Source organism: Mesorhizobium sp. M0189 (assembly GCF_040322135.1).
Taxonomy (GTDB): Bacteria; Pseudomonadota; Alphaproteobacteria; order Rhizobiales; family Rhizobiaceae; genus Mesorhizobium.
The window spans coordinates 210,551-224,552 of the sequence record NZ_JAMYSW010000008.1 but is presented as its reverse complement, the minus strand read 5'-3'; the positions used below and the strand labels follow the sequence as shown (position 1 = coordinate 224,552).

Here is a 14,002-nt window from a genome sequence, read left to right as displayed (position 1 = left end):
CTTGCGTACCCGACATGCCCACCCGATGAATAGCGCCGACCCGAGGGCGCCGCGGCGTTCGATGGCTAGGCGCGGATTATATTAGACTTATCTGATATGACGGCGCAAGCGCAGCTGCGACCCTCTGAACGACCAGCGTAGCAGCTGCCGGAGAGCTTCAAAGCGGCGGCTACCGCCTCACTGCCCTCCTCGTCTCGACGAAAGAGTTCGTTCGAATGATGCTTTTCCGTGGCTTTGCTCGCAAGTTTTCGTCAGCCAGCGCAGGGCCTCCTCTTACGCTCGCTGGTCGTCAAGGCCCAGCGGCCACTAGCTGACAGTCCCCCCGCAGCCAAGCCGCTGGGCCCTCGACGTGGGGAACGAGCATTGGAGACGATGTCGCGCTTTCCGTTACAGCCCGAAGGCGGGTGACAGATGACCGTGTCAGCCTCTCCACCCCGAGCTACGATTTCACGCATTCGATCAGGCACAGCTCTCTCGGGCTAGCGCGCCAAGCATGAGTTAGCTCCCGAATGAGCAGGTGCCACCCAGTTCAACTTCGGCCCTTGCGCGCGCAAAGTATTGGGCGAGATCGATCGGCAGTCCGGTCGGCAAATTGGGGCAGCGATGGCGAGAATGAATGCCAGGAACTTCCCTTCGGTGCCGCTTCGTCGATCTGTTTGCCGAGAAGACGCGCGCGCTGCGTGCCGTCCCCCATACCGCAGAGAACTCACTTCAGGTCACACACACACACACACGACGCCACCGAGATCCTGCATCAGTTTTCTACTCCGACGCCGCCACGTCACCAAGATCAGTCGCGAGCGTGATCGCGGCTATCAAATCGGGATCGCGCGCCGGAGCGCTCTATGAGTGAGCCCCGAACGGCGCGGTTCTCCTCGAGCAATCCGGCTCGACGTAAGGCGGGCCATCCGTGCCGGCCTCGTGACTAAGAGACGGGCGAATGGCGGTTCCTGGACTCACCTTTTGTCATGAAGTCGCTTCCTTGAGCCGGTGGCGGAGTTCTTGCTTGATGACTCCAGCACCGTTTAGAATCGGTTTTCGGAAAATTTGTCTTGTGGCATCAATTTTCATGGAATAGGATCATTTTTCACAGGTGTTGGCCCAGCTGAACCAAAATTCGATGAAAGGATTCGCTTTTCATGCCTGCGGTGCAAGAGCACCAATTTTCAGGTCCTGTTACCGTTTTTCAGGAAATCCGCCTTCCTGAAACGGCGACCCCGGCCGGGTACAGCGCCCTGGTCGGAGCCTACAGGCTCGCCGTGCCCTTGCCCCGTAGGTTGTTCGCCACGGGCGAGCATCATCGCATTACCGAACGGGATGGCTGGCGGATCATGACCCCCCGCCACGCCCCAAATCCTACCCTCGAAGGCCACCTGACCTTTGCGCTCAAGTACGAGGGACTGGACCTTGCCGTCCTCAAGCGGCTGTTCCAAGTGACCGGTCCCGCGCCGATCGAGGCGCTGGTCCGTGAAAGCCCGACCGGCAGTTATGCCCGCCGCATCTGGTTTTTATATGAATGGCTGAGGGGCGCCCGTATCGATCTGCCGGACGCGGCGGCCGGACGATACATTCCGGTTGTCGATCCCGAGCTGCAGTGGCCCGGACCCGACAAGACCGCTTCGCGCTACCGCGTAAGGGACAATCTCCCCGGCACGCGTGAGTTCTGCCCTCTGGTGTTCCGCACCAAGATTCTCGAAAAATTCATCGGCCTTGAACTACCGCGGCGCGCGGAGGCAATCGTAGCGGACGTGCCGCGCGACCTTCTTGCTCGGACCGCCGCCTTTCTTTTGCTCAAAGACTCGCGATCAAGCTATGCGATCGAGGGCGAGCGCCCGCCGCAAGATCGCATCCAGCGCTGGGGCCGCGCCATCGGCGAAGCCGGCCGCTGGCCGATCGATCGCGATGAGCTGCTGCGTCTGCAAAGAATTGTACTTGGCGACGCCCGTTTCGCAAGACTTGGCTTCCGAAAAGAAGGAGGTTTCGTCGGTGAGCATGACCGAGACAACGGCACGCCCTTGCCCGATCACATCAGCGCTCGGCCCGAGGACCTGCCGCGGCTAATCGATGGAATGGCGGCGTTCGATCAGGGCCCCGCGCAAAACCTTGATGCAGTCGTAGCCGCCGCAATCCTCGCCTTCGGCTTTGTCTACATTCACCCGTTCGAGGACGGAAACGGCCGCATTCACCGCTACCTAATCCACCACGTCCTTGCCATGCGCGGCTTCAATCCGCCGGGAGTGGTCTTTCCCGTCTCGGCCGCGATCCTGGACCAGATCAACGAGTACAGGGGCGTGCTCGAGAGCTATTCGCAGCGCCTTCTGCCGTTGGTGGAATGGGAACCGACGCCGCTCAACGTCCGGGTGCTGAATGACACCGGTGATTTCTACCGGTTCTTCGATGCAACCCCGCACGCCGAATTCCTCTATGCCTGCGTTCAGCGGACGATCGAACGGGACCTTCCCGAGGAAACCGCATTTCTGCAGCGCTACGATCAGTTCCGGCAGCAGGTGGACGCCTTTATTGACATGCCCGAGCGGTTGACCGATCTGCTCTTCCGTTTTCTTCACCAGAATGATGGACATCTATCGAACCGCGCGCGCGAAAAGGAATTCGCCACGCTGACCAGTGACGAGGCAGGAAGAATCGAGGCGATCTACGCGCAAACCTTTGGTGCCCATTGAAGGTGTGATCATCAGGATCGATTTTTAGTCCGACGGTTTGTAATTCCCTTGTCCCTGCCTTCATCTCCGAGGCTTGACTTGTCGCCGAGACATGCACGATTTTTTCCGCACGGTCTGACCGGCCGCCGATCAGCCGCGGCCAGAACGCGCTTGACAAACCGGAGCCGTCCCGTCCAACCTCACGCATTCACCAGGGGAGTCCCGGCAAGGGGCTGAGATACTGCTGGCATTCGCGGCGCAGTGACCCGTTGAACCTGATCCAGTTCATACTGGCGTAGGGACGGTGCAAGCGCTTTGCGGGAGTTTACGCCCGAGGTCCTGTTTCGGCAGGTCGACAGAAGCGTCTTTTCATCCTCCCGGCACAGAACTGGGTCTCCAATGCAACGAGCAAAGGAGCCTCAAGATGAATGCCCTCACCCCCGCCGTCTCGACGGGACCGCTGCCCGCCTCACGAAAAATCCACAAGCCCGGTGCCATCCACCCGCAGATCAGGGTGCCGATGCGCGAAATCTCCGTCCATCCGACGGCCGGCGAACCGCCCGTCACCGTCTACGATCCGTCCGGCCCCTATACAGACCCGACTGTCGAAACCAGCATCGAAAATGGCCTTGCACGGCTTCGCCACGAATGGATTACGGCGCGCGGCGATGTCGAGGCCTATGACGGCCGCCATGTCCGGCCGGAGGACAACGGATTCGCGACGGGCGAACGCCTGACGCCGGAATTTCCCATTCGCCATCAACCGCTCAGAGCCAAAGCAGGCAAGGCGGTGACGCAGCTTGCCTATGCGCGCGCCGGCATCATCACACCCGAAATGGAGTTCGCCGCCATCCGCGAGAACCTTGGTCGCGAGATCCTGCACGGCAAGCTTGAGCGCGACGGCGAGGCTTTCGGCGCGACACTGCCCGATTTCGTCACGCCGGATTTCGTGCGTGATGAGGTGGCGCGCGGACGCGCAATCATTCCCGCCAACATCAACCATCCCGAGAGCGAGCCGATGATCATCGGTCGCAATTTCCTGGTCAAGATCAACGCCAACATCGGCAACTCCGCCGTCACATCGTCGATGGCTGAAGAGGTCGAAAAAATGGTGTGGGCGATCCGCTGGGGCGCAGACACGGTGATGGACCTGTCGACCGGCCGCAACATCCACAACATCCGCGACTGGATCGTCCGCAACGCGCCGGTTCCGATCGGCACGGTGCCGCTCTATCAGGCGCTCGAAAAGGTCGGCGGCATCGCCGAGGACCTGACCTGGGAGGTCTACCGCGACATGCTGATCGAACAGGCCGAACAGGGCGTCGACTATTTCACCATCCATGCGGGCGTGCGGCTGCACTACATCCCGCTGACCGTTGACCGGGTCACTGGCATCGTCTCGCGCGGTGGCTCGATCATGGCCAAATGGTGCCTGCATCATCACCGGGAAAGCTTCCTCTACGAACATTTCGCCGAGATCTGCGACATTTGCCGCGCCTATGACGTGTCCTTTTCGCTGGGCGACGGCCTTCGTCCTGGCTCGATCGCCGACGCCAATGACGCAGCACAATTCGCCGAGCTGGAGACGCTCGGCGAGCTGACACAGATCGCCTGGGCGAAGGATTGCCAGGTAATGATCGAAGGCCCCGGCCACGTGCCGATGCACAAGGTCAAGGAGAACATGGACAAGCAGCTCGCCGTCTGCGGCGAGGCGCCGTTCTATACGCTTGGGCCGCTGACGACCGACATCGCGCCGGGCTACGACCACATCACCTCCGGCATCGGCGCGGCGATGATCGGTTGGTTCGGCACCGCCATGCTCTGCTACGTCACGCCCAAGGAGCATCTCGGCCTTCCCGATCGCAACGACGTCAAGATCGGCGTGATCACCTACAAGATAGCCGCCCATGCCGCCGACCTGGCAAAAGGTCATCCGGCGGCGAAAGTCAGGGATGATGCCCTTTCCCGCGCGCGCTTCGAATTCCGCTGGGAGGACCAGTTCAACCTGTCGCTCGATCCCGAAACCGCGCGGTCCTTCCACGATCAGACCTTGCCCAAGGAGGCGCACAAGCTGGCGCATTTCTGCTCGATGTGCGGGCCGAAATTCTGCTCGATGCGAATTTCCCACGACATCCGCACCGAAGCGCAGAAGGAGGGCATGGCGGCGATGGCGGCGAAATACCGCGAGGGCGGCGATCTCTACCTGCCGGCGGACGAGACCGGCGCACCGCTCATACCTCAGCCACGTGAGCCATCATGAAGGTGCTGGTCAAAGGGGCCGGCGTTGCCGGCCTCACCGCCGCCTTCGAGCTCGCCGCACGCGGCGCGGCGGTTTCCGTTGCCGAGACAAGGCCTGGCCTTGGGGGCAATGCGTCGTGGTTCGCCGGCGGCATGTTGGCGCCATGGTGCGAGCGCGAAAGCGCCGAGCAGCCGGTGCTGGATCTCGGGCGCGGTGCCGCCGACTGGTGGGATGCCGCAACCCCCGGCCAGGTGACGCGGGCCGGAACGCTGGTCGTGGCCGCGCCGCGCGATGCGGGCGAGATCGACCGCTTCGCCAGCCGCACCTCGGGCCATCGGCGTGTCGATGAAGACGAAATTGCGCTCCTGGAGCCCGACCTCGCCGGCCGCTTCCGGCGCGGATTGCTCTTCTCCGACGAGGCGCATCTCGACCCGCGTCAGGCGATGGCAGCGCTTCATGACAAGCTCGCAGCCATGGGTGTCGAGTTTCACTTCGGCACCGAGGTCTGGCATGTTTTTGGTTTCGATCATCAGATCGACTGCACGGGAATGGCAGCCATCGATGACCGGCTACGTGGCGTTCGCGGCGAAATGCTGATCCTGCGCACGCCCGACATCTCGCTGTCGCGCCCGGTCCGGCTGCTTCATCCGCGCTTTCCGCTCTATGTGGTGCCGCGCACCGGCCAGTGTTTCATGGTCGGTGCGACCATGATCGAGAGCGGGTCCGCCGAGCCGGCCACGGTGCGTTCGATGATGGAGCTTCTGGGTGCCGCCTATGCCCTCCATCCGGCATTCGGCGAGGCCGGGATCGTTGAAACCGGTGTCGGCGTCCGTCCTGCTTTTCCCGACAATCTGCCGCGTGTCGAGGCACATGGAAGCACCGTCGCAGTCAACGGGCTTTATCGCCATGGCTTTCTTCTCGCCCCTGCCATGGCGCGCCAGGCGGCCGACCTGGTCTTCCATCAAGACGGAACGAAGGAGCTTGCTCATGAAACTGACGGTCAACGGCAAAGTGCATGAGGTTGCAGCCACCACGCTGGCCGAGCTGCTTGCGGCGCTCGACTATGAAGGCGATTGGCTGGCAACGGCCGTCAACAGCGAACTCGTGCACAAAGCCAACCGGGCGGAATTCCGGTTGAGCGACGGCGACCGGATCGAAATCCTCTCACCGATGCAGGGAGGCTAGGCCATGTTCGATCTTCTCGGAACGTCGCTTGCCTCCCGCCTGCTTCTCGGCACCGCTCAATATCCATCGCCGGCCATCCTTGCCGAGGCCGTCAAGGCGTCGGGCGCTTCGGCGGTAACCGTCTCGTTACGCCGTGAGATGGCAGGCGGCAGGGCCGGCGAACAATTCTGGTCGTTGATCCGCTCGCTCGGCGTCAGAATCCTGCCCAACACTGCCGGCTGCCACTCCGTCAAGGAAGCGGTCACGACCGCGAAGATGGCGCGCGAAGTTTTCGGCACCAACTGGATCAAGCTCGAAGTGATCGGCAACCACGACACGCTGCAGCCGGACGTGTTCGGGCTGGTCGAGGCCGCCCGCATCCTGTGCGAGGACGGTTTTGATGTATTCCCCTATACCACCGACGATCTTGTCGTCGCCGAGCGACTGCTGGAGGCGGGCTGCCAGGTTCTGATGCCGTGGTGTGCACCGATCGGTTCCGCCCTCGGGCCGATCAACATTCCGGCGCTGCGCTCGATGCGCGCACATTTCCCAGGCGTTCCGCTGATCGTGGATGCGGGGCTCGGACGGCCGTCGCACGCGGCAACCGTCATGGAGCTCGGCTTTGACGCCGTACTCCTGAACACCGCAGTCGCCAAGGCGGCCGATCCGGTCGGCATGGCGCGTGCGTTCGGCAAGGCGGTCGAGGCCGGTCGTGAAGCTTTCAACTCGGGAATGCTCGAACCGCAGGACGTCGCCGTGCCGTCGACGCCGACAATTGGCAGGGCAGTTTTTTCATGAAGCTCGACCCCTTCTACCTGATCGTCGACAGCGCCGCCTGGATCGAACGGCTGGTGCCGCTTGGCGTCAAGCTGGTTCAGTTGCGCATCAAGGATAGGGACGAGGCCACGTTGCGGACGGAAATCCGCCGCGCGAACGGCGTCTGCGCGGTCCATGGTTGCCAACTGATCGTCAACGACCATTGGCGGCTCGCCATTGAGGAAGGCTGCGACTTCGTCCATCTCGGCCAAGAGGATTTGGCTGCGGCCGACCTGCTGGCGATTAAGTACCCCGGATTGAAGCTTGGGCTCAGCACGCACGATCATCTCGAACTGGAAACGGCCATCGCTGCCGAGCCCGACTATATCGCGCTCGGCCCCATCTATCCCACCGTCCTGAAGCAGATGAAATGGGCGCCGCAAGGGCTCGAGCGGATCAGCGAGTGGAAGCATCGGGTGGCGCCGATCCCATTGGTCTCCATCGGCGGCCTCAACCCCGACCGGCTCGACGGTGTCTTCGAGGCTGGTGCGGACAGCGCCGCGGTGGTCACCGACATCACCTTGAATGCCGATCCCGAAGCGCGCACGCGAGAATGGATCGAAAAGACAAAGCCATGGCGCTGAGGCGAGAACCGCATGTGCTCGTGGTCGGCGGATCAGACTCCAGCGGTGGGGCTGGAATTGCACGCGATATCGAGACGATCTCTTCCATTGGCGTGCGCACCTGCCTCGCTGTCACCGCGCTCACAGTGCAAACGCACGACGCCGTACTGGAAATCCTTCATTCGCCACCAAGCCTGGTGGCTGATCAGATGCGCGCCGCGCTGCAGGCCAACGAAGTGGCGGCAATCAAGATCGGCATGCTCGGAACAGCCGAGACCATCGCTGCGGTTGCCGCCGTACTGCGCGAAAATCGACAGGTGCCGGCAGTACTCGATCCAGTGCTGGCCTCCACCTCAGGCCGGGCGCTCTTACAGGCAGCCGCTATCGCTGTCATGAAGCGCGATCTGATGCCGCTTTGCTGCCTTGTCACGCCCAACCTTCCCGAACTGGCGCACCTTATTGGCTCCGAACTGGCAGTGGATGAGGACGATGCGCTCCGACAAGGACAAAGACTGTTGGCCGCCGGCCCTCAGGCCCTGCTGATCAAGGGTGGGCATGCCTCGGGACTCCGATCGACCGATATTTTATTACGCTCCGATCATGAACCCATCCACGTCGATACACCGCGCCTTGCCACATCAATGCGCGGAACAGGTTGCATACTGGCCAGCGCGATTGCGGCGCATCTGGCGAAGGCGAAGCCGCTTGAAGACTGCGTGCGCGAAAGCAAGCGGGTTGTCTTCGCCACGTTTCAGAGGAATGGAGCAGAATGAACCCGGCTATGCGGTACAAGCAGCTTTGGCCGCTAGTATGCTGGATCCTGAGCGTCTTGCTCGCTGGCGCAAACTCTTAGACGAAAATCGCAACAACACGGCGGTTCGAACCGGACCTCGTGGAAGCAATTCGGCCGCGGTCGCAGCGATCATTCATGAAGGAGGAGAGCTGGTCCTCTTGTTTCGAGGGGATCGGCAGCTCGTAGTTCGCAGTTTCGTTCAGTCCGGGGAGTCGGAGTGGATTCGAACGGCGTGACCGCCCAACCCAAATTAGAGAAAGTGGTGCGGGTGGCAGCGTGAACCTGCGACCCCATCGTCCCGAACGATGTGCGCTACCAGCAAAGCCGCAGCTTTTTGGGCCCGATCGTCACGCTTGCTTCGCAATGATCGCGTTTCCTTTCGAGCTTTGGGTGGGAAACATAGGGCCCCCCCTGCCGAGTTCATGTTTCATTGTCATCTGTCCTGAGACCGATTTCGTCGCCTCGGCGGCGACCTGCTTCTTGGCGATCTTCTCGGCGGCGTCTGCCTGGAAGTCGGGATGATGGTGGCCATAAGTATCGATCAGGACATCCACGGTGATGCCCAGAAAGCCCGCCGCCTGCCACATGTCGGCGCCGGCCCGCATCAGCCAGGTCGCAGCGGTGTGGCGAAGCGTGTGCGAAGTGACGTCGGGACCGAGGCCGGCTGCCTCGCGAGCTCTCCTGAAGCTCTTCTTTACCGACACCACCGGCTTTCCATTCCATTCCACGACAAAATCTTGCGATATTTTTCGGCCGATATTTGCGCTTTTGCCGCGCGCCTTGGTTCTGATATCGAGATCCGTGCACGCCCAGCGGCGGAGGTGAGCCAATAGCCGGTCCGGCAGGCGCACGGGCGGCTGGCGTTTTTTGGTCTTCTTTGCGCCATCGGCACGGCGGTAAAAGATGCCGCGGTCAAGGTCCACATAACCACGCCCTTTGGTTGGACGGACGGCGGCGCCGCAGACTGCGGCAGAGCGTGTTCCTGTATAAAGCGCGACAAGCATGAAGCGGGCGAGGTGTCGTCCGGTACGCCGGCCGCTCTCCTGGCCCTTCCATTTCTGCTTCATACGCCAAGCTGCCCAGATGAGAGCGGCCGCTTCACTGCGCGTCAACCAGCGCTCGCGTGCACCAGCCTTGTCGGGCAGGACAATCGTCGGTGCGGCAGTCGTGTAACCTTCCCTGCGATAGTAGTTGATGGCTGCACGAAAATCCTCGAGTTGGCGGCGCGCAACGGCTTCTGTGGGACAGGACGCGGCGTAGTCGCGGCAGAGTTTGCCGTTAATAGCGGCGAGGGTCTTTTCACCGAAGAAATCGAGGATGTTGTCCAGCCGAGCCGCCGTCTCTTCCGGCGCGGCATGCTTCGGTGCAACCTCTCTCAGGTAGACGCTGACGACATCGGCTATCAAGACATCTTCGGCACCGCGCGCTCGGTGGTACTTGCTGGCGATGTAGACCGCGAGCGCCTTTTCAGCTTCAGGTCCTGGATGGCCCTTTTCGCCGCTGCCAGCGCTGATGAACGTTGTTCGATCGCGGATAAACCATCCAGCTTTGTTTCGGAGTGTTCCGTCCTTTTTCCAGCTTTCGCCGCGCCAGACGAGGCGTGGCCCTTTCGACGCCCGCGGCATAGTTCCCTCATTCTGGTGATCGCCAGCAAGGTGACGTACTCCTTTCCTGCGATTAGCTCGGTTTCAAGTCGGCCGGCGTCACGTTCCTTGCGTAGGCCTGCTGCGCACATCGAGCCATCGGGAAAGGCAATTCGTGCTGCAATCGCGACGCGCAGGGGCGTGGTCTCGTCGAATTGGTCGGGGATTTTCAAAACGGAGCCCTCAGCCAATCTCTATGGTCCGATAGTTTCGCTCGGAAACAGACGGATCGCGGTTCGCATTGAGCACACTTTTCTGTCTCGCCATTCCGGATGCCCTGCCGCACGATCTTTTCTCTGAATATACGGCTGCGAAAAGCGCCGACTGGAGCGCCTGCGGCAAAGATGCTCCTTTGACCTGCTAATCGGAACGGTTGCGCTGACGCGCACTCCACGAGCCTTTCGGCTGGCTCCCCACTTCCGTGGCCGGTGGAACCGCTCCTGACTGGCTTCGGCTGTCTGTGCGGCTTCCGTTTTCATGGACTCACTGCCGGGTCGCTTGGGCCTACTCCCGTGCGCCCGGCTTAGTGGGTTCTGCTGATCGCCTCACGCTGCGGTTTCGAATGGTGTCTTCCACCTCGGAGTTGGTCGGCAACCGAAATCTTCATTTGAGTTCATAAAGTTGGAGGGCCGCGCTTGGCGCACTGACGGGTTGAAGGCTGGGAGAGAGGCTCCCGGCGCCCGGCGCGGAGACTCGCAATGACCAAGCATCGGCACCAAGCTGCCCCGACGCGGGCCAGCGTATATGAGGACATCACCAGCAAGATCATCGGCGAGCTGGAGGCCGGTCGGCTGCCCTGGGTTCAGCCATGGGGAATGGCAGCTGCGAAGGCGCCGCTCGCCATGCCGAAGAACGCCGCCACCGACCGGCAATACTCTGGAATCAATGTCCTGATCCTCTGGGGTTCGGTGATCGAGCAGGGCTTTTCAGGACAGAGCTGGCTGACCTTCCGCCAGGCGCTCGCGCTTGGCGGTAGCGTCCGCAAGGGTGAGCATGGAACGACAGTCGTCTACGCCCATCGGTTCGTGCCCGACGACGAGAAAAAGCGTACCCGCGAAACCGGCGAGCAAGCCCGATCGATCCCCTTCCTCAAACGCTTCACGGTGTTCAACGCCGCGCAGTGCGACGGGCTGCCCGACGATGTTGCGATGGCCACGCACCCGCCCCTACCCGGCCTGATCGAGCCGAAGGTCGAGAGGCTGATCAAGCAGACGGGGATCGATTTCCGGGTTGGTGGCAGCCGCGCCTTCTACGCTCCGGCCCACGATTATGTGCGGGTCCCGCCACCCCAAGCCTACTTCGAGCCGATCAATTGGCACCGGACCGCCCTGCATGAACTCGGGCACGCCACCGGTCATGCCTCACGCCTCAACCGGGATTTGTCTGGTTCCTTCGGCACCAAGAAGTATGCCTTCGAAGAGCTGGTTGCCGAGATATGTGCGGCTTTCTGTTGCGCCTCGCTGGGCATCACGCCGACCGTGCGTCACGCCGACTATATCGGCTCGTGGCTGGAGGTGCTGCGCGAGGATAACCGTGCGATCGTTCGCGCCGCCTCTCTGGCAAGCAGGGCTGCGGATTATCTCTTGGGTTTTTTGCCGGACAAAGTGGCCGCTGACGACGATCGGCGGGAGGCAGCGTAATGGCCGCCCGCTTCCAGTTCGGCGTCTTCCTGCGGATGCGTTCATGACCGAAGTCTGCCTCGATGCCGGACCCCGCTGCGGCGAAGTCGTTGCAGAGCGCCAGGACCGACCTGCTGCTCCGCGACAAGTGTCGCGTGGCTGCCGAGCACATCAGAGGGCGAGGAGTGACGGAATTCTCATGACGGGTTTGGAGGTCGAGAGAGAGGCTCTCGGCCGCCCGTCGCGGAGTACATCCCGATGGCTACTGCCGTTCAGAAGATCACCCTGTCGTCCTCGCGCGACATTCCGTTCAACAAGCTGGTGCTCTCCCAGTCCAATGTCCGGCGCGTCAAGGTCGGCATCTCGATCGAGGATCTTGCGGCCTCGATCGCCCGCCGCGGCTTGATCCAGAGCCTCAGCGTCTTGCCCGTCGTCGACAGCGACGGTAACGAGACTGGCATGTTTGAGGTGCCTGCCGGAGGCCGGCGCTTCCGCGCGCTTGAGCTGCTGGTGAAGCAAAAGCGCCTCGCCAAGACCGCCCTCGTGCCCTGTGTCGTGCGCGCCCGTCACAGCGCGATCGTTGCCGAGGAGGTGTCGCTCGCCGAGAACATTGAGCGAGCGCCGCTGCACCCGCTCGATCAGTTTCGCGCCTTCCAGGACATGCGCCAAAAAGGCATGAGCGAGGAGGAGATTGCCGCAGCCTTCTTCGTGCCGGTCAACGTTGTTAAGCAACGGCTTAGGCTGGCTTCTGTCTCCCCAGTGCTGCTCGATGTGTATGCCGATGACGGGATGACGCTGGAGCAACTCATGGCTTTCACGGTCTCTGAAGACCGCGCTCGCCAGGAGCAGATCTGGGAGGCAATCAGGGATGCCTGGTCGAAAGAGCCCTATCAAATCCGGCGCATGCTGACCGAAACGACGGTGCGCGCCTCCGACAAGCGCGCCGTCTTCGTGGGGACCGACGCCTATGAGGCCGCGGGTGGTATCGTCATGCACGACCTGTTCCAGTCGGATGACGGCGGCTGGCTGCAGGATGCAGCGCTGCTGGACCGCCTGGTCACAGAGAAGCTCAAGGCGGTTGCCCAGGAAGTTGCAGCCGAGGGTTGGAAGTGGGTCGAGGTCGCCATCAGCTTCCCCTACGACGCAACGCGTGGGCTGTATCATCTGCAGAGTGATCCGCTCGATCTCTCTGCCGAGGAGCAGGCTACCATCGATGCCCTCAACGCCGAGCATGCCAAGCTTGAAACCGAATATGAGGGTGCTGACGAGCTGCCCGAAGACGTCGATCAGCGACTCGGTGAAATCGAGACCGCGCTCGCCAATTTCGACAAGCGCCCAAGGCAATTCGATCCGGCCGACATCGCCGTCGCCGGCGCGTTCGTCAGCATCGACACTGACGGCTCACTCTCGGTCGACCGCGGCTTTCTCCGGCCTGAGGACGTGCCGCTGATGTCATTTGACGGCGCGAATGAATCGAAAAGGGACGGCAGGTCCGGAGCTGCCGACAGCTCGTCGGTGCACCGTGCCGTTGTCACCATTGGCGGCCAGGCTGTCGAGTGCGAGGAAGACGAGGACGATGCGGTCAAGCCCCTGCCGGACCGACTGATGACAGAGTTGACCGCACACCGGACACTGGCGTTGCGCGATGCGGTTGCCGGCAACCCTCACGTCGCCATGACAGCGCTCTTGCACAAGCTGGTCACTGACACGTTCCAGCACCGCACCACGAACGGGTGCCTGGAGGCCTCGATCCGTCACGTCTTCTTCCCTCTGCAGGCAGGTGACCTGAAGGACAGCCCCTCGGCGAAATCGGTGGCCGAACGCCATGAGGGCTGGAAATCGGACCTGCCGACCGAGGACGATGCACTTTGGGACTGGATCGCCTCACTTGATGAGACCAGCCGCGCGGCGTTGCTCGCCCATTGCGTCAGCTACGGCGTGAACGCGCTCCACGAGAAAGGCGACCGCTATGGCGGCGCTGTCTCGGCACACGGCGTTCGGCAGCGGATCGCGCAAGCTGATCGACTGGCACGCGCGGTCGGTCTCGATATGGTTGACGCCGGCTGGACACCGACAGTCGAAAACTATCTCGGCCGCATCACCAAGTCCCGCATTCTCGAGGCGGTGCGAGAGGCGAAGGGCGAACAGGCCGCGCAGCTAATCGAGCATCTGAAAAAGGGAGATATGGCGAAGGAAGCCGAGCGCTTGCTGACCGATAGTGGCTGGCTGCCCGAGCCGCTGCGCCTGGTCGACCTCGACGGCAGCGCTGGCGCTGATAACGGCGCCGGCACCGACGGCTATGGGGAAGAGCTGCCCGAATTCCTCTCAGACGACGATGCGCAGATTGAAGACAGCGAACCGCACATGGCCGCTGAATAGATCGCCTCGCGCGGAGCGGTTTCGGCCCGCTCCGCGCCCTTTCCTACCGCTGCCGGACGCTCACTTTCTCAGACACGGGCAAAGCTAATTGGCCGCTTCAGCCGCGTCCTTCTCGCTCGGCGGCTG

General features: G+C 62.2%; 10 protein-coding genes, 1 pseudogene and 1 riboswitch. Of the genes and pseudogenes, 10 read left to right on the top strand and 1 reads right to left on the bottom strand.

Translation table 11 applies throughout. The features are described from left to right. Positions 1 to 1,139 precede the first annotated feature (1,139 nt). The 8 genes and pseudogenes from NKJ09_RS17330 to NKJ09_RS17295 all read left to right on the top strand — a co-directional run. Complete coding sequence (locus NKJ09_RS17330; protein ID WP_352494343.1) at positions 1,140 to 2,681, top strand: Fic family protein; 1,542 nt, start codon at positions 1,140 to 1,142, stop codon at positions 2,679 to 2,681. Positions 2,682 to 2,863: 182 nt separating this feature from the next. Next, positions 2,864 to 2,980: riboswitch (TPP riboswitch) on the top strand. Positions 2,981 to 3,084: 104 nt separating this feature from the next. After that, a complete protein-coding gene (thiC, locus tag NKJ09_RS17325) occupies positions 3,085 to 4,920 on the top strand; it encodes a phosphomethylpyrimidine synthase ThiC (RefSeq protein WP_023717067.1) in 1,836 nt (611 codons plus the stop codon). Next, on the top strand, positions 4,917 to 5,918 hold the full coding sequence (gene thiO, locus NKJ09_RS17320) for a glycine oxidase ThiO (RefSeq protein ID WP_023717066.1): 1,002 nt from the start codon (positions 4,917 to 4,919) through the stop codon (positions 5,916 to 5,918). The genes thiC and thiO overlap by 4 nt, the downstream gene beginning before the upstream one ends. Then, entirely contained in the window at positions 5,887 to 6,084 is a 198-nt protein-coding gene (thiS, locus tag NKJ09_RS17315; RefSeq protein ID WP_023717065.1) for a sulfur carrier protein ThiS, read from the top strand. Before thiO ends, thiS begins: the two co-directional genes overlap by 32 nt. A gap of 3 nt (positions 6,085 to 6,087) precedes the next feature. Then, positions 6,088 to 6,861 (top strand): thiazole synthase, encoded by a 774-nt coding sequence (locus NKJ09_RS17310; protein WP_352494344.1) that lies wholly within the window; start codon positions 6,088 to 6,090, stop codon positions 6,859 to 6,861. Continuing rightward, on the top strand, positions 6,858 to 7,463 hold the full coding sequence (locus NKJ09_RS17305) for a thiamine phosphate synthase (RefSeq protein ID WP_023717063.1): 606 nt from the start codon (positions 6,858 to 6,860) through the stop codon (positions 7,461 to 7,463). Before NKJ09_RS17310 ends, NKJ09_RS17305 begins: the two co-directional genes overlap by 4 nt. Then, entirely contained in the window at positions 7,454 to 8,215 is a 762-nt protein-coding gene (locus NKJ09_RS17300) for a hydroxymethylpyrimidine/phosphomethylpyrimidine kinase (RefSeq protein ID WP_023717062.1), read from the top strand. The genes NKJ09_RS17305 and NKJ09_RS17300 overlap by 10 nt, the downstream gene beginning before the upstream one ends. Then, positions 8,211 to 8,354: pseudogene (locus NKJ09_RS17295) on the top strand (ribosome small subunit-dependent GTPase A); the annotation flags it as partial. The gene NKJ09_RS17300 and the pseudogene NKJ09_RS17295, both read left to right, overlap by 5 nt. A 228-nt stretch (positions 8,355 to 8,582) precedes the next feature. Here NKJ09_RS17295 and NKJ09_RS17290 read toward each other — a convergent pair. Beyond that, on the bottom strand, positions 8,583 to 9,860 hold the full coding sequence (locus NKJ09_RS17290) for a tyrosine-type recombinase/integrase (RefSeq protein ID WP_352515843.1): 1,278 nt from the start codon (positions 9,858 to 9,860) through the stop codon (positions 8,583 to 8,585). 716 nt (positions 9,861 to 10,576) lie between these two features. Here NKJ09_RS17290 and NKJ09_RS17285 point away from each other — a divergent pair. Both NKJ09_RS17285 and NKJ09_RS17280 read left to right on the top strand, forming a co-directional pair. Beyond that, the gene (locus tag NKJ09_RS17285) at positions 10,577 to 11,518 is read left to right on the top strand and encodes an ArdC family protein (RefSeq protein WP_023717060.1); all 942 of its coding nucleotides are present in this window, start codon (positions 10,577 to 10,579) and stop codon (positions 11,516 to 11,518) included. A gap of 237 nt (positions 11,519 to 11,755) precedes the next feature. Beyond that, positions 11,756 to 13,876 carry a ParB/RepB/Spo0J family partition protein gene (locus NKJ09_RS17280; protein WP_023717058.1) on the top strand — a complete coding sequence of 707 codons (2,121 nt, stop codon included), beginning with the start codon at positions 11,756 to 11,758 and terminating at the stop codon, positions 13,874 to 13,876. Positions 13,877 to 14,002: the final 126 nt, after the last annotated feature.